The organism is Yinghuangia sp. YIM S10712, from assembly GCF_051388935.1.
In the GTDB taxonomy this organism is placed as follows: Bacteria; Actinomycetota; Actinomycetes; order Streptomycetales; family Streptomycetaceae; genus Yinghuangia.
In genome coordinates this window covers 5,967-21,142 of record NZ_JBPKBI010000037.1, presented here as the reverse complement: position 1 = coordinate 21,142, position 15,176 = coordinate 5,967, and the positions used below count along the sequence as shown (strand labels likewise).

General features: G+C 70.5%; 16 protein-coding genes. 1 reads left to right on the top strand and 15 read right to left on the bottom strand.

Translation table 11 applies throughout. The annotated features are described in order from the left end of the window. The 15 genes from ACRX5W_RS32225 to ACRX5W_RS32155 all read right to left on the bottom strand — a co-directional run. On the bottom strand, positions 1–388 hold a 388-nt coding region (locus tag ACRX5W_RS32225; RefSeq protein WP_436791940.1), incomplete at its 3' end, for an AMP-binding protein. After that, on the bottom strand, positions 331–1,263 hold the full coding sequence (locus ACRX5W_RS32220; RefSeq protein ID WP_436791939.1) for a class I adenylate-forming enzyme family protein: 933 nt from the start codon (positions 1,261–1,263) through the stop codon (positions 331–333). The genes ACRX5W_RS32225 and ACRX5W_RS32220, both read right to left, overlap by 58 nt. A gap of 178 nt (positions 1,264–1,441) precedes the next feature. Then, the gene (locus ACRX5W_RS32215; protein ID WP_436791938.1) at positions 1,442–2,491 is read right to left on the bottom strand and encodes a phosphotransferase family protein; all 1,050 of its coding nucleotides are present in this window, start codon (positions 2,489–2,491) and stop codon (positions 1,442–1,444) included. Then, entirely contained in the window at positions 2,488–3,552 is a 1,065-nt protein-coding gene (locus tag ACRX5W_RS32210) for a phosphotransferase family protein (RefSeq protein ID WP_436791937.1), read from the bottom strand. Before ACRX5W_RS32210 ends, ACRX5W_RS32215 begins: the two co-directional genes overlap by 4 nt. Further along, positions 3,549–4,358, bottom strand: a complete 810-nt coding sequence (locus ACRX5W_RS32205) for a TetR/AcrR family transcriptional regulator (protein WP_436791936.1) — start codon at positions 4,356–4,358, stop codon at positions 3,549–3,551. Before ACRX5W_RS32205 ends, ACRX5W_RS32210 begins: the two co-directional genes overlap by 4 nt. Then, positions 4,355–4,810 carry a nitroreductase family deazaflavin-dependent oxidoreductase gene (locus ACRX5W_RS32200; RefSeq protein ID WP_436791935.1) on the bottom strand — a complete coding sequence of 152 codons (456 nt, stop codon included), beginning with the start codon at positions 4,808–4,810 and terminating at the stop codon, positions 4,355–4,357. The genes ACRX5W_RS32205 and ACRX5W_RS32200 overlap by 4 nt, the downstream gene beginning before the upstream one ends. Positions 4,811–4,861: 51 nt before the next feature. Beyond that, positions 4,862–6,112 (bottom strand): cytochrome P450, encoded by a 1,251-nt coding sequence (locus tag ACRX5W_RS32195; RefSeq protein WP_436791934.1) that lies wholly within the window; start codon positions 6,110–6,112, stop codon positions 4,862–4,864. A gap of 4 nt (positions 6,113–6,116) precedes the next feature. Beyond that, a complete protein-coding gene (locus ACRX5W_RS32190; protein WP_436791933.1) occupies positions 6,117–6,914 on the bottom strand; it encodes an SDR family NAD(P)-dependent oxidoreductase in 798 nt (265 codons plus the stop codon). Positions 6,915–6,919: 5 nt separating this feature from the next. Beyond that, on the bottom strand, positions 6,920–7,156 hold the full coding sequence (locus ACRX5W_RS32185; protein WP_436791932.1) for a ferredoxin: 237 nt from the start codon (positions 7,154–7,156) through the stop codon (positions 6,920–6,922). 1 nt (position 7,157) lies between these two features. Next, complete coding sequence (locus ACRX5W_RS32180) at positions 7,158–8,366, bottom strand: amidohydrolase family protein (RefSeq protein ID WP_436791931.1); 1,209 nt, start codon at positions 8,364–8,366, stop codon at positions 7,158–7,160. Positions 8,367–8,392: 26 nt separating this feature from the next. Beyond that, entirely contained in the window at positions 8,393–9,862 is a 1,470-nt protein-coding gene (locus ACRX5W_RS32175) for an aldehyde dehydrogenase family protein (protein WP_436791930.1), read from the bottom strand. Positions 9,863–9,924: 62 nt separating this feature from the next. Then, positions 9,925–11,127 carry a thiolase family protein gene (locus tag ACRX5W_RS32170; protein WP_436791929.1) on the bottom strand — a complete coding sequence of 401 codons (1,203 nt, stop codon included), beginning with the start codon at positions 11,125–11,127 and terminating at the stop codon, positions 9,925–9,927. Then, the gene (locus ACRX5W_RS32165) at positions 11,124–11,591 is read right to left on the bottom strand and encodes a Zn-ribbon domain-containing OB-fold protein (protein ID WP_436791928.1); all 468 of its coding nucleotides are present in this window, start codon (positions 11,589–11,591) and stop codon (positions 11,124–11,126) included. The genes ACRX5W_RS32170 and ACRX5W_RS32165 overlap by 4 nt, the downstream gene beginning before the upstream one ends. Then, the gene (locus ACRX5W_RS32160) at positions 11,588–12,799 is read right to left on the bottom strand and encodes a CaiB/BaiF CoA transferase family protein (protein WP_436791927.1); all 1,212 of its coding nucleotides are present in this window, start codon (positions 12,797–12,799) and stop codon (positions 11,588–11,590) included. Before ACRX5W_RS32160 ends, ACRX5W_RS32165 begins: the two co-directional genes overlap by 4 nt. Before the next feature lie 353 nt (positions 12,800–13,152). Continuing rightward, positions 13,153–13,530 carry a MarR family winged helix-turn-helix transcriptional regulator gene (locus ACRX5W_RS32155; protein ID WP_436791926.1) on the bottom strand — a complete coding sequence of 126 codons (378 nt, stop codon included), beginning with the start codon at positions 13,528–13,530 and terminating at the stop codon, positions 13,153–13,155. A 260-nt stretch (positions 13,531–13,790) separates the two neighbouring features. On the opposite strand from ACRX5W_RS32155, the gene ACRX5W_RS32150 reads away from it, so the two are divergent. Next, positions 13,791–15,155 carry an MFS transporter gene (locus ACRX5W_RS32150; RefSeq protein ID WP_436791941.1) on the top strand — a complete coding sequence of 455 codons (1,365 nt, stop codon included), beginning with the start codon at positions 13,791–13,793 and terminating at the stop codon, positions 15,153–15,155. Positions 15,156–15,176 lie beyond the last annotated feature (21 nt).

Here is a 15,176-nt window from a genome sequence, read left to right as displayed (position 1 = left end):
CGTTCGCGCCACCCGAGATGATCATGTCGACGCGGCGGTCCAGGAGGTAGAGGTAGCCCTCCTCGTCGAGGTAGCCGACGTCGCCGGCCGTCTGGAACCCTTCCTCGGTCCGCTTGAGCTCGGGCGCGTCACCGAGGTACTTGTAGCCGCCGTAAGACGCCGACCGCATGTACACGTCGCCGACCTCGCCGGCCGGCAGCTCGTTGCCGTCGGGGTCGAGGATGCGGATCTCGGTGGAGCGCAGGGGACGGCCCACGCTGCCTTGGTGCTTCATCCACTCGTCGCCGCGGATCGCGGTGAGCCCCAGCCCCTCGGTCATGCCGTACGCCATCACGATGCGTTCGGCGCCGACCAGGTCCGCCCACCGGTGCACCAGCGACGGCGGCATCGGCGCGGCCCCCTGGACGAANACGCCATCACGATGCGTTCGGCGCCGACCAGGTCCGCCCACCGGTGCACCAGCGACGGCGGCATCGGCGCGGCCCCCTGGACGAACCACTCCAGGCTGGACAGGTCGCGCTCGTCGACGCCGGGCAGGTCGGCGATCCGCTGGAGCATGGTCGGCGTCGCGGTGAACGTGGTGACGCGGTGGCGTTCGACGACGTCCACGACGCGGGCCGCGTCGAACTTCTCCATCACCACCATCCCGTCGCCCGACAGGAGACCGAACAACGTGGTCAGCCCGTTGGCGTGGTACATCGGCGCCAGGACGAGGATCTTCTGGGGGCGCGGCACCGGCCTCCAGTTCTCCATCAGCGGCCTGCTGAACAGCGGGTTGTGGAGCGCCGGAAGCAGGCTGATGATGACCTTCGGCGTGCCCGTGGACCCGCTGCTGCATATGCCGTGGGCGCTCGGCGACACCACTTCGGGCAGATCCGGTACGTCCGCCTCGGCGGTCGCGTCGATCCACGTCAGGTCGTCGGCACCCAGGTGCACGCGGGCGTCGACGACCTCGCGCAGCCGGGCGAGCTCCCAGTCGGGGAGGTCCCAGCGGATCGGCACCGGCACCGCGCCCAGCTTCCACGCCGCGAACACACCCAGCACGAACTGCGGCGAGTTGCGCAGCGCCAGGCCCAGGCGGTCGCCCAGCCCGAGTCCCCGTTCGGCCAGCGCGCCGGCGAGTTGGTCCGACCGCCGGTCCAACTCGCGCCAGGTGAAAGCGCTTTCGCCGCCGTCCAGGGCGACGTGGCAGAACACCACCTCGCCCGTGCACGACGCCGCGAGTTCGCGAATCCGCCGAACATTGCTGACTTGGCCGTCCATGGCCTTCTCCTCCTCACCGAACCCACTCGTCGGACCGCCGGTCCCGCGCCGAAGCCGGGGATCTCGTCCGCAAGGTTGTTGTGCGTGCAGCGTTCACTTGCCGGTGCGGGGGCGGGTCGTTCCCGGATGACCCGGCAACGGACGCGCCCACCGCCCCCCGACGTGCGCTTGTTCGAACTCAGACCCCGAGCAGGTCGAGGCTGCCGTGCCGCGCCACCGCGTGCGCCAGGCGCCGGGTGTGGCGCTCGGTGATCGGCCGGTGGACGTTTCGGGTGATGCCCCACATGTAGTAGCCGTACGGGAGGTGCTCCCGGTACGCCCGCCACGCCTCGTCACGCGTCGGAGGCGTGCCCCCGTGCGCGGCGAGCCGGTCGAGATAGTGGTCGAGCAGCCCCCGCTCGGCCTCCGCGAGGTCGTCGGGGTCCAGCACCGACGCCATGTGGTACGCGACGTCGAGCGCCCACGCGCCGTACTGCACGACCTGCCAGTCGATGATGCCGGGCTCGCCGTCGGCGGTGGTGTACATGTTCCCGGTGTGCACGTCGCCGTGCACCAGGCAGCGCGGCAGGTCGGCGCCGATCCGGGCCATCGCGCCCATCGCCGCGTGCAGCCGCGCCCCGTCGAGCACTTCGGCCGGGGCTCCTTCCGCACGCCCGTCGTCGAGTTGCGCCTGAAGCCTCTCGGCGGTGAAGTACTTGGCCAGCGAGGTCAGCCGGGGCGGGAACACCGCGGCCCACTCGTCGGCCTTCGCCTCGCCCGTCGTCGCCGCGTGCAGCGCCGCGATCTGGTCCAGCGCGCCGGCCGCCTGCTCGGGGGTGAAGCCGGCGAGCGGATCGCCGAAGCGTACGCCGTCGGGCACCAGGTCGCGCATCACGACGAGCGGGTGGCCGGTCTCCTCGTCGATGGCGGCGTGCACCCACGGCGGGGTGCGCACCGGAAGGTCGTTCGCGAACAACCGGTAGAAGTCGGCCTCCTGGCGCGGCGATCCCCGCCGACGCGTGTCCGGGTTGAAGTAACCCTTCGCGCACAGGGCGGTCGGCGCGCCGGCCACCTCCTCGGCGTATTCGACGTGGAACCGCACCTTGGTGGCGACGGTCTCGATGCGCTCGGTGACCTCCACGTTGGTGACGACGGCACCCGGGTGGCGCTCGCCCAGGAGGGCCGTGAGCCACTCCGGCGAGAGGACCACCGCTTCGTCGGCCGGCGCGACGCCGCCGGGCAGGGTCATGACATCTCCAGCGTCATGTCGATGCCGGCCAGTTCACACGCCCGTCCCAGCCACGGACTCGGTCGGCCGGACCTCGGCAGATTCATCGAACGACGCGAGTGCAGGCCCAGCAGTCCCGCCTTCACCCCGGCGAACGCCTCGTGCCAGTCCAGATCTTCGACCTGACGTCCGGTCAGTTCCTGCCAGAGGTCGAGGGTTTCCTGCCGGGTGCCGAGGCCATCGAGCCGCGTGATGCCCTGCGCGGTGCTGTGCATGTTGTCGAAGAGCAGCCACCAGCCGAGGTCGGCCATCGGGCCGCCCAGCGACGCCTGTTCCCAGTCCATGACGCCGACGACCTCGAAATCGTCGCCGAACATCATGTTGCCGATACGGGCGTCGCCCCAGGACAGACCCGGCCGACATGTGGCCGGGCGGTTGGCCTTCAGCCACTCGAACAGCGTGTGCACGACGTCCGGGACCTCGTCCTCAAGCGCCCAGGCCGCGAACTCGCTCCAGTAGGTGAGCTGTTGCTCGTCGCCGGGCGCCCCCTGCTCCGGCCGGTGGACGAATGCGAACTCCTCCACGGGGAGCGAGTGGATCGCGGCGAGCTGACGCATCGCGCTCTCCCACGCGGTCCGCCGCTGGGCGGGCGTGGCCTCGGTCAGCCAGCCCTCCTTGTTGTACACGGGCATGCTCACCGGCACCCGGCCGCGCATGCGGCGCATGAGGTAGAACGGCTGGCCCAGGATCCCGGGGTCCTCCTCGAACCACGGGGCCTCCGGGACCCGCACGGTGCCCAGGCGGCGCAGCGTGACGAGCATGTCGTACTGCATCCGGAACCGCGGGTCCAGGAACATCTGGTGCTCGCGGCGCGGGGCGATGCGCAGCACGAACTCCTCGACGCGGTCCCCGGACCGCGCGTCGAACAAGATCGTCTCGTTGGACACGCCGGCGCCCACCGGGTAGACGAGGTTCGCCAGTTCGACGTCCGCGACGCCGAGCCGTTCGGCCAGCCACGGACGCAGCGCGGTCGCCGCGGCCTCCAGGTCACGGCCCTTCGCGAAGATCGCCGCTTCGCTCATTCTTGCTCCGCCTCCTTCAATCTGCTGAATTCCGGGGCCCGGAACTGCTCCAGGAGGCCGGAGAAATCGACGGTCGTGTGATCCTCGACACGACTGCCGAACGCTTGGAGGCAGAAGCCCCAGAGGTGTTCGAGGATGTCGTCGACCCGTTCGCTCGCGGTCGCGAACGCGTAGTGGTGGTACGTCGACATCACGAGCTTTATGACGAACCACGCGTCCCAGTCCGGGTCCCGCGGGCGCAGCAGCCCCTGCTCGGCCGCCTCGCGCAGCTCCGCCGCGACCAGATGCGCGTACGGCTCGTTCGCTGCGGCGATCTCGTCGGGGAAGAGCTGGTGCAGGCGCCAGTGCTCGGCGACCATGAACTGCGCACCGGTCAGGTTCGTGGCGTGGCGCAGCGAGTCCAGGGTGCCGATGACGTAGTACCGCAGGCGCGACACCGGGTCGGGCAGATGCCGCGCCAACTTCTCGGCGCGTTCCGCTTGTTCGGCGATCAGCTCCTCCACGACGGCGAGCAGGATCTGGTCCTTGCCGGCGAAGTGGCGGTAGATCGTCTGAAGCGCCACCCCCGATTCCTTGGTCAGGTCGGAGGTGGTGAAGGCGGTCCCCTTCGTCGTCGTCAGCCGACGCGCCGCCCCGATGATCGCCCGTACCTGCTGCTCGCTGCGCGCCCGGGACCGCTGCACGGCCGGCGAGCGCTCCGCGGCACGGTCCGCCCAGGAGCCCCGAGGCCGTGCGGCCTCGGGACCCCCGGCCGCCGCGCGGGGCGGCCCCGCGTCGGCGGCGGGCGTTGTGTTCGCGGCGGTCATGCGCTGTCGCCCCCGCGCACCGGGCGCAGCACCACGACGGGGATGACCCGGTCGGTGCGCGTCTGGTAGGCGTCGTAGTTCGGCCAGTAGCCGGTGACGATCTTCCACAGGCGGTCCCGCTCCGCCCCCTCCGTCACGGCGTGGGCGGTCACGCGGATGTGCTCGGCCTTGACCTGGATCTCCGCCTCCGGGTTCGCCTGGAGGTTGAAGAACCAGTCGGGGTGCTTCGGCGCCCCGCCGCGGGAGGCGACGACGAGGTAGTCGTCGCCGTCGCGGCCGAAGATCAGGGCGTTGGTGCGGGCCTGGCCGCTCTTGCGTCCGGTCGTGGTCAGCAGGAGCGTCGACACGCCGTTCCACTCGTAGCCGACCTCGCCGTTCGTCTCCCGGTACCGGGCCACGTGTTCGGCGCCGAGCAGTGCCAGGTCGGGCTTCTGGTAGCCGGGCTCAGTCATCTTCGTGCCTCCCAAATCGACGTACTCAAATCGACGTACACAGCCGGCGTGTCATCCGAAGACGACGGGGATCTCGGTCGCGCCCCGCTCGTACAGGCCGATGAAGCGCGGTTGCTCGGCGTCCGGGTCGAGCCGCAGGTTCGGGAGCCGGTCGAGCAGCCTGCCGATCCCGATCCGCATCTCGGCCCGGGCGACGTGCATGCCGAGGCACACGTGGGCGCCCCCGCCGAACGCGAACGACGGACGCACGCGCCGGTGGATGTCGAACTCATCGGGATTGTCCCACCGCGCGGGATCGCGGTTGGCGGCGCCGATGCAAAGGTGCAGCACGGAGCCCTTGGGCAGGTGCGTGCCGTGGAAGTCGACGTCCTCCATGACGAAGCGGGAGAACATCGGGTCGGTCGGCGTCCACCGCAGCGCTTCCTCGATCGCCGGCTTGAGCAGCGTGCGGTCCTCGCGCACCGCGTTCAGCACCTCGGGGCGCTGGAGCAGCGCGGTCAGCGTGATGCCCATCTGCTTCCACGTCGTTCCGGACCCGGCAGTCAGCAGAAGCAGCGCGAACGAGTAGATCTCGTTGTCGGACAGCCGGTGCGCGACACCGTCCTCGTCCTTCATCTCGGCTTCGACGAGCACGCTGATCAGGTCGTTCTCGGGCTGCTCGCGCCGGGCGGCGACGATCGGCCGCAGGATGTCCACGATCGTGTCCGGGTCGCGCAGCGCGGCCCGGATGTCGAGGGCCTTCTCGACCGGCACGCCGAAGCTGCCGGTGATCGTGAGCACCGGGATCGCGGCGCAGAAGTCCACGTTCAGCTCGGCGCGCCCGTCGTCGACGAAGCTGTCGATCAGCAGGTCGACGGTCTCCTCGATCCAGTTGCGGATCCACCACTCGGCCTTGTTCGGCACGAACGACGGCTGCACCAGCGCGCGGTAGCGGCGGTGCTGCTGACCGCCCATCGACAGCATGCTGTTGCTGACCGCCAGGTCGTCGCCGATCGGGTCGACGGGTGTCGGCGAGGCGGCGAACACGTCGGCGTTGCGGTACGCGGCGTCGCAGGCCGCGTAGGTGAACGTCGAGAAGTGCGGGCGGTCCGGGTAGGGCAGGCCCTGGAAGTTCGCCGGCCCGTCGTACCCGGTCAGCTCGTGGACCGTGCCCGGGTGCACGTCGGCCTGCGCGCGCAGCCGCTCCCACACCGGATACGGGTCGCCCTCGTATCCGCCGCCGACCGCCGCGAGGTACGAGCTGCGCAGGTCGAACAGCTCCTGCACGCGCGCGCGGTCCAAAGACTCCTTGGTGGCCTTCATGTCGTCACCTCGCCACGTATCCGCCGTCGACCGGCACGATGACGCCGGTGATGTTGAGGGCCCGATCGGACACCAGGAAGACGGCGGCCTCCGCACAGTCCTCGGCGGTGATCGCGCGGCCCAGCGGGTGCGACGCGGCGACCTGCTGTGTCGTTTTCTCGCTGGCCACGGCGTCGGCGGGGAGCCCGCCGGCCGCCATGAAGTTGGTTGCGGGCATCCCGGCCGGGCCGATCGCGTTGGCCCGGATCCCGAACGGCGCGCCCTCGATGGCGACCGCGCGGGTGAGCTGGTGGACCGCGCCCTTGGTGGCGCCGTACACCGACCCGCCCCACGCGACCAGGCCCGCGACCGAGCCGGTGTTGAGGATGACCCCGCCGCCGCCCTGCTTCTTGAACTGGATGACGGCGTGCTTGCTGCCGAAGAAAATGCCGCCGAAGTTGACGCCGACCAGGCGCTCGAAGTCCTCCGCGGTGTGGTCCTCCAGCTTCGCGCCCAGGCGCGGCGTGGGGATCCCGGCGTTGTTGAAGAGGATGTCGAGCCGGCCGAACCGGTCGACCGCCGCCGCGATCATCGCGATGACGTCGTCCTCCTTGGAGACATCGGCCGCGACGGCGGTGGCGGTGCCACCGGCCTTCTCGATCCGGCGCACGGTCTCCTCGGCGAGGTCGAGGCGGATGTCGGCACAGACGACCTTGGCCCCCTCCTCGGCGAAGCGCAGCGCCGAGGCCGCGCCGACGCCGGAGCCGGCGCCGGTGACGATCGCGGACTTTCCGTCCAGCGCCGGCCTGCTTGCAACGGACATGCGGCTCACCCCTTTTCCCCAGCGGTCGTTTCGTGCAGATGAATGGCCCCCGTCGGGCAGCCCTCCGCCGCGGTCTGCAGCGCGTCGAGCGGGTCTCCTTCACCCACGACGACGGCTTTCGCCTCGTCGTCGTGGGTGAAGGTCTCCGGGGCGTACAGGACGCAGATACCGCTGCCGAGGCACCGGTCCCGGTCCACGGTCACCGTCCAGCCGGACGATCCCGAATCAGGTGCTGCGGACACGTCAGGCCTTCGCGAGGACGGGCGGCTCGGCCGGCGTGAAGCGGTACAGCTTCTCGGCGTTGCCGCGCAGGAGCTTGTACTGCGTCTCCTCCGGAAGGTGCTTGATGCGGTCCTTGACGACCGTGATGCAGTCCGGCCAGGTGGAGTCGGAGTGCGGGTAGTCCGTCTCGCACATGATGTTGTCCTCGCCGATCTCGTCGATGCTGGCGATGCCGTGGACGTCGTCGATGAAGCAGCCGTAGATGTGGTCCCGGAACGTCTGCCGGATGTCCAGCGTGTCCAGGTCGACCCCGTCGGCGTTGGCGTGGTCGTTGAACCGGACGCCCTTCTTGACCCAGTGGCGCTGCTTGTCGAGGACCTGCTCGGCGCGCTCCAGGAAGTACGGCATCCAGCCGATCTCGCCCTCGGACAGCGCGATCTTCAGCTTCGGGAAGCGCTGGAAGACGCCGCTGAACAGCCACGACAGCATCGCGCCCGAGGTACGCGTGGCACCCCACGCCAGGTTCGCAAGGAACGGCGCGTCCGGCGAGATCTGCGGCACCGTCGACGAGGAGCCGACGTGCATCGACACGACCATCTCCAGGTCGTTCGCCGCCTTGAACACCGGGTCCCAGTAGCGGTTCGCGTCGTGGATGGTCGGCAGACCCAGCGGAGCCGGGTTCTCCGAGAACGCGAACGACGTCGCGCCCTTCGCGGCCGTGCGCTCCAGCTCCTCGACCGCGAGCTTCGGGTCCCACAGGGGGATGAGGACGAGCGGGATGTAGCGGCCGGGCGCGGCCCCGCACCAGTCCTCGATCATCCAGTCGTTGTAGACCTTGAGGCAGGTCAGGCCGAACTCGCGGTCGCTGGCCTCCATGAACAACTGGCCGCAGAACCGGGTGACCGTCGGGAAGCACAGCGAGGCGAGGATGCCCGCGCGGTCCATGTCCTCGATGCGCGCCGCCGCGTCGTAGCAGCCGGGCCGCATCTCGCTGTAGGGGAGGGGCTCGTAGCTGAACTCCTCCTTGGACTTGCCCGCCACGGCGCTCAGGCCGGAGCTGGGGAACTTCTTGCCGTCGTACACCCAGAAGTCCAGACCCGTGTCGTCGAACTCCATGTGCGGGGCGCGGTCGTGGTCCTTCTTCGGGAGGCGGTCCGTCCACAGGGTGGGCGGTTCGAGGACATGGTCGTCGACCGAGATCAGCCAGTCGAGGTTGAGGTTGGCGGACACGCCTGCTCCTTCGGGTCCGGGCGAGCTCATCGCAGTTCGCCGATCACCACGTGCTTGACTTCCTGGAATGCGCGGATGCCGTCGTATCCGCGCTCGCGGCCGAGGCCGCTCTGCTTGTAGCCGCCGCCGGGGGCGTAGGCGCTGAAGACGGCGGTGTTGACGTTGACCGCGCCGGTGCGCAGCCGCCGCGCGACGGCCGTGGCCGCGGCGGTGTCGGCGCCGTACACCTGGCCGGACAGGCCGTACGGGCTGTCGTTGGCGATGCGTACGGCGTCGTCGACGTCCCGGTAGCCGATGATCGAGATGACCGGGCCGAAGATCTCCTCCTGCGCCGCCGGGTTGCCGTTGTCCGGCAGATCGAGGACGGTCGGCTCGAAGTAGTAGCCGCGCTCCAGACCGGCCGGCCGGCCGCCGCCGAACGCCACCTTGCCGCCGTGCTCGACCGCGAGGGCCACGAACCGCTCGCAGCGCTCGCGCTGCGGGCCGCTGATGACCGGGCCCATCATGGTGCCCTCCCCGGTGGGGTGGCCGACCTTGATCCTGGCGTACGCGGCGCTCACCGCAGCGACGACCTCGTCCTTGCGGTCTTCGGGCACGAGCATCCGCGTCGCGGCGACGCACGCCTGCCCGGCCGTCATCGCGACTACGCCCATGGCACCGGCCGCGGCCTTGTCCACGGCGTCGTCGAGGTAGATCTGCGCCGACTTGCCGCCCAGTTCCAGCGCGACGCGCTTCACCGTCGGCGCGCCCTGCGCGAGGATCTGCCTGCCGACCGTGGTGGAGCCGGTGAACGACACCATGTCGATCGCCGGGTGGCTGGTCAGCAACTGCGCGCCGGCCGCGCCGCCTTCGACGACGACGCTCAGCACGCCGGGCGGCAGCCCGGCCGCGTCGGCCGCGGCACCGAAGATCAGCGACGAGATCGGCGTGAGCGGACTCGGGCGCAGCACCACGGAGTTGCCCGCGATCAGCGCCGGGATGATCTTTTGCAGCGCCATCACGATCGCGCCGTTGTAGGGCGTGATCGCGGTGACCACACCGACCGGCTCGTGGCGGCGGAGGCTGAGCGCGACCCGGCCGCGCACCAGGTCGTCGACGGGAACCGGGTTGGCCTCCTCGTGCGACATCGTCAGGTACAGGTCGATCGCGCCGCGCGCCACCGCCATCCCGCCGCCCAACTGCGAGCGCTCCGCGAACATCGGCGGCTGCCCGGCCTCGGCGACCATCGTGGCGATCATCGCCTCCCGCGCGCCTTCGACGTAGTCGAGGAAGTCGCCCAGGATCCGGGCGCGTTCGCGCACCGGAAGGTCCGCCCACACGCCGCGGTCGAAGCTGTCGCGCGCCTCGGTCACGGCGCGCTCGATCTCCGCGAGCGGCGTCACGAAGACGTCCGTCACGTGCGACTCGTCGGCGGGGTTCTCGACGGCGAGCATCTCGTCGCCCTCGATCCACTTGCCGGCGACGTACGAGCGCCGCTCCGGGATGATCTCTCCCACGGGCCCCTCCCCTTCCTGCCGCGAAGCGGCGCTGCACTCGATGGCGTGCGCGGGCGCCCGGTTCACCGGGGCTCGGCGCTGTAGACGACTGCGCCCCCGAAATGGGGCGAGGAATGGCACGCGAGGCCGACGGAGGCCCGCTCGCGCTGCCGTTCCCCGGCGCGGCCGGCCAACTGGAGGTAGCACTCCAGCATTTGCGGGATGCCGTGCATGCGGCCGTTGCCGATCGCGCCGCCGCCGGAGAGCACGGGCAGGGCGTTCGGGTCGTCGCTGTCGATCCCGCCGTCCCGGATGAACCGGGCCGCCTCGCCGACCGGGCACAGGCCCAGTGCCTCCATCCAGAACCACACGAAGGGGGAGAACCCGTCGTACACCTGCGGCAGATCGACGTCCGCCGGGCCGAGGCCGGTGTTCTCCCACAGGCGGCGGGCCGTCTCGGTGCCGGCGCTCATGATGTCGTCGAGCGTCCAGTGAAGCGGGAGCCTGCGGGGCGCGGGCGGGCTGAAGGCGTAGCCGTCCACGTACACCGGCTTGTGCGGCAGGTCGCGGGCCCGCTCGGCGGACGTGAACACGAATGCCGCGACGCCGTCGACCGGGATGTCGCAGTCGTAGCGGCACACCGGGTCGTTGATCATCGGCGCGGCGAGGTACTCCTCCCGCGTCAGCGGCTTGCCGTGCCAGTACGACCACGGAATCCGCGACCCGTTCTTGCGCGCCTCGACCACGGTGGCCGCCATCGCCTCGCGGCTCGCGCCGTAGCGCTGGAGATATTCGTTGTACGGCAGCGCGATCATCGGCAGCGGGCCGAAGTAGCCCTGCGGCGCGGTCCATTGCTGCGACCCGGCGACCTCGGTCATCGGGTTGCCGTGGTAGCTGCCGGCCGGGTTGTGCAGCGCGCGGTGCATCACCACGTAGTCCGCCGCGCCGCTCGCGATGGCGTTGACCGCGAGCGCGACCGATCCGGGGATCTGGCCGATGCCCTGGAAACCCGAGACGTAGCGCGCGTTCCCGCCCAGGCGCTCGGCGAGCCACGCGGGCGTCACGAGGCTGACGCCGTCTTCGGCGGCGTGCGCCCCGGCGCTGGGGAACAGCGCGGAGCCGACGAAGCCGTCGATCATCTTCGGTTCCAGGCCCGCGTCGGCGACCGCCGCGCGGGCGGTGTCCACGGTGAGCGCGCCCAGGGGGCGGTCGTGGTGGCGTACGACGTCGCTGTGCGCGTACCCGACGACGGCCACCTCGCGGTGGGCGGCGAACCGCGGGCTCATGAGTCGCCTCCCACCGGTTCGAGCACGAATGCGGGAATCGAGACGCCGTCGGCGACGTCCTCGAACGCCACGGTCACGCGGTCGCCGAGGTGCAGCTTCGCGTCCGGCCCGTCGAGGAGCCGGCCGATCATGCGCAGTTCGGCCTGCTCGTCCAGCTCCACATCGACGAGGACGAAGGGGACGTCCTGGGCGAAGCCCGGCAGCGACGACTGGCGGATCACGGTCCAGGACCGCACCTTGCCCCGCCCCGACACCGGCTCGAAGGCGAACTCCGGTGTGGTGCTGCGGCAGTGCGGACACGTCTGGTCCGGCGGCATTGCGTACGCCCGGCATCGCGCGCAGCGCGCGAGGACCAGGACGTGGCGGGCCGCGGCCTCCCAGTAGGGGGCCGACCGCTCGTCGGGAACAGGCAGGGGGCGCCGGGGGTTCGCCGGTCGCTCGCCGGTCACGGACTGCTTGGTCACGGGATGGCCCCCGCGTCCTTGAGCTCGGCGATCTGCTCCCAGGTGTACCCGAGTTCGAGCATCACGGTCTCGGTGTGCTCGCCGTGTTCGGGCGCCGGCCGCAGCTCGGGGCCGCGCTGGTCGAACTGCACGGGAACAGCCGGGAGTTTGTACGACGTGCCGTCGTCGGTACGGACCTCGCCGATGTAGTCGTTGGCCAACACCTGCGGGTCGGTGAGCAGTTCCTCGACCGCCTGGATGGGTGCCCACGGCGCGTCGATCCCGGCCAGCAGCGACTTCCATTCCTCGAAGGTCCGCTGGGCGAACACCGCTTCGAGTTCGGCGACGCATTCCTCGCGGTTCCTGCCGCGCGCCGCATGGTCGACGAACCTCGGGTCCGCGATGAGTTCCTCGCGGTCGACGAGCCGGCAGAAGTCGGCCCAGTAGCGGTCCGACTCCAGGAACACGAGCTGGATGTGCCGCTCGTCCTTCGTGCGGTACGTCCCCACAAGCGGGTTGACCGAGCCGCCGCGCCCGGAGACGCCGCGCGGCTTGTTGCCCGCCAGAGCCGAGAGCACGTCGGACGACAGCGTCCACATCGCGGTGGCCAGCAGGGAGACGTCCACGATCGAGCCCTTGCCGGTGCGCTCGCGGCCCAGCAGCGCCGCCGAGACACCGAACGCCAGGGCCATCGCCCCGTTGCGGTCGCCCATCGCGCCGCGCTGGCTGATCGGGTACTCGCGCTCCGGCGGCGTCAGCACATGGCCCATGCCGCCCTGCGCCCAGAACGCGGAGGAGTCGTAGCCGGGCCGGTCGGCGTCCGGTCCGCGGACGCCGTAGCCGTGGCCTCGGGCGTAGATCAGCTTCGGGAAGCGGCGAGTCAGCTCCTCGGCGTCGAGCCCGAGCCGGCGCAGCGCCCCCGGCCGGAAGTTGGTGAGGAAGACGTCGGCCGTCTCCAGCAGCTTGTCGAGCAGCTTGCGGCCCTCGTCGGTGCGCAGGTCGAGCGCGACGGACCGCTTGCCGCGGTTGGCCAGGGCCACCGAGAGGTTGACGCCGTTGCCGTCGGTGCCGATGCCCTGGGTCGCCAGACCCCGGTAGGGGTCGCCTTCGGGGCGTTCGATCCGGACGACGTCCGCGCCCCAATCCGCGAGGAGGGCACCCGCGACGGGCACGAACACCCATTGCGCGAGCTCGACCACGCGTACACCGTCGAACGCGTCATTCGCCACCGAAAGCCTCCCGCTCCGCCACCGCCCGTTGATCTGGTGGAAACATTAGAGCGGGACTCTTGCGTTTGGGAAGTGCCATTCTACTTTTTTCAGAAAGCTGCTCTGGGGCGTGCGCAGAGGGGCCGGACGGGTGCGGAGCGTGGCCGTGGGCGGGCCTCGGGGCGAAGCGCCCTTACGGGGGCGGGGCGTGGCGCACCCCGGCCGGTGCGTGCGGGGGCGCGTGTGGGGTGCGTAGAGCTTGCCCGCTCGGTATGCGGGCAATCCGTCGCGGATGCGAAGTTCTGTGAAAGTGCGGCGCGTTCGGGGTGGAGTCGCCCTGCCGCGGCCCCGCCGGCCCATTCCGGGCGTTCGGGCTAAGGCGCCGTCAACTGCTGCTTCAGCACTTCGAGTTGCGTGTCGCGGGCGGCGGAGTGGACGCTGCGCCCCTCGTCGGTGGCGGTGACGAAGACGCCGCGGCGGTCGGTGTCGCACATGGCCCGCTGGACCAGGCCGCACTTCTCCAGGCGGGCGACGGCGCGGGACATCGCGCTCTGGCTCAGGTGGAGGTCGCCGACAAGTTCCTGGACGCGCGCCTTGCAGCCGTCGGCGGCCACCAGGCGGTCGAGGATCTCGTAGTCGCTCATGGTGAGGCAGTGCCGGGCCTGGAGTGCGCGATCGAGCTCGTGTGCCACACGGCTGTACCGGGACAGCAGGGTGCGCCACTGGTCGATCAGCGAGGCCTCGGCGTTCATGTCGACACGGTAGCGCCGTCCATCCATATCATGCAAGAGAATTTAGTGCACCTGCATTTTATGCGTAGACATTCAATGCACGTGCATATAAGTTGATGGCCATGTCCCCCACATCCGAGGCGTACGCGGGTGGCCCAGCCCGCGCCAACTCCCATGCTTCTGCTGGTGATTCCTCCTCTTCCGGGCAGTGGACCCCACGCCTTTGGGGCGTGCTCGCCGTCCTGTGCCTTGTTCTCTTCCTCGACGGCCTCGACGTGTCGATGGTCGGCGTGGCCCTTCCCTCGATCGGCGACGAACTCGACCTGTCCGCAACGTCGTTGCAGTGGATCGTCAACGGCTATGTGCTCGGGTACGGCGGCCTGATGATGCTCGGCGGCCGCACCGCCGACCTGCTCGGCCGCCGCCGCGTCTTCCTCATCGCCCTCGCCGTCTTCGCCGCCGCCTCCCTGCTCGGCGGACTTGTCGACAGCGCCGGCCTCCTCATCGCAAGCCGCTTCATCAAGGGTCTGGCCGCGGCCTTCACCGCGCCGACCGCCCTGTCCATCCTGACCACGACGTTTCCCGAGGGCCCCGCACGCAACCGGGCGCTGTCGGTGTTCTCCGTCTTCGGTGCGAGCGGGTACTCGTCCGGCCTGATCCTGGGCGGTCTGCTCACCAGCGTCGGATGGCGCTGGACTTTCCTGATCCCCGTGCCGCTGGCCCTCCTCGCCCTCGTCGGCGGCTACTTCCTCATCCCGCGCGACAAGCCCGCCGACAGCGGAGGCCACGACATCGTCGGCGCCGTCACCCTCAGCGGCGGCATGCTGCTCGCCGTCTACACCGTCGTCTCCGCGCCCGAGCACGGCTGGACGGCACCGCTGACCCTCGGCTCGATCCTCCTGGCCGCGATCCTGCTCATCACGTTCGTCATCGTCGAGAAGCGGATCGCGCACCCGCTGGTGCGGTTCGGCATCCTGCGCGTGGGCACCGTCGTCCGTGCCAACCTGAGCATGGTCGCGCTCATGGGCTCGTACATGAGCTTCCAGTTCGTGATGACCCTGTACCTCCAGGACGGGCTCGGCTGGTCCGCCCTGCGCATGGCGCTCGGCCTGCTCCCCGCCGGCCTCGTCGTCGCCTTCGGATCGCCGTTCATGGGACGCCTCATCAACCGGTACGGCACACCGCCGTTCCTCATCGCGTCCATGGTGTCGCTGAGCCTCGGCTACGTCTGGTTCCTCACCACCGCCGGAACCACCCCGAGCTACGCCGTCACCACCCTGCCGGCGATGCTCCTGCTCGGCGGCGGCTTCGCCTTCGGCTTCAGCGCCATCATGGCCCAGGCCACCGAAGGCATCGACGACTCCGAACAGGGCCTCGCCTCCGGCCTCGTACAGACCTCCGGCCAGGTCGGCGCGGCGCTCATCCTCGCCGTCGTCACCGCCCTCACCACCGGTGTCACCGCCGGCGACCACGACTTCGGCCCCTTCCGTCCCGGCGTCAACCTCGTCACCGGAGTCGCCATAGCCGGGCTCCTCGTCAACCTCATCCCCGCGCTCCTGCGCACCCGCCGCGACAACGAACGCGGCCCCGCCGACCCCGGCGCCTTCGACCGCCCTCCCGCCGAGCGGGAGACCGCCAAGCTCTGACGCCGATTCGCGCGGCGAGGG

Bases quoted from the DNA above. Each gene is read 5' to 3' on its own strand.
- ACRX5W_RS32215 (WP_436791938.1), bottom strand. From the start codon at position 2,491: ATGACCCTGCCCGGCGGCGTCGCGCCGGCCGACGAAGCGGTGGTCCTC.
- ACRX5W_RS32210 (WP_436791937.1), bottom strand. From the start codon at position 3,552: ATGAGCGAAGCGGCGATCTTCGCGAAGGGCCGTGACCTGGAGGCCGCG.
- ACRX5W_RS32205 (WP_436791936.1), bottom strand. From the start codon at position 4,358: ATGACCGCCGCGAACACAACGCCCGCCGCCGACGCGGGGCCGCCCCGC.
- ACRX5W_RS32200 (WP_436791935.1), bottom strand. From the start codon at position 4,810: ATGACTGAGCCCGGCTACCAGAAGCCCGACCTGGCACTGCTCGGCGCC.
- ACRX5W_RS32195 (WP_436791934.1), bottom strand. From the start codon at position 6,112: ATGAAGGCCACCAAGGAGTCTTTGGACCGCGCGCGCGTGCAGGAGCTG.
- ACRX5W_RS32190 (WP_436791933.1), bottom strand. From the start codon at position 6,914: ATGTCCGTTGCAAGCAGGCCGGCGCTGGACGGAAAGTCCGCGATCGTC.
- ACRX5W_RS32170 (WP_436791929.1), bottom strand. From the start codon at position 11,127: ATGAGCCCGCGGTTCGCCGCCCACCGCGAGGTGGCCGTCGTCGGGTAC.
- ACRX5W_RS32155 (WP_436791926.1), bottom strand. From the start codon at position 13,530: ATGAACGCCGAGGCCTCGCTGATCGACCAGTGGCGCACCCTGCTGTCC.
- ACRX5W_RS32150 (WP_436791941.1), top strand. From the start codon at position 13,791: ATGGTCGGCGTGGCCCTTCCCTCGATCGGCGACGAACTCGACCTGTCC.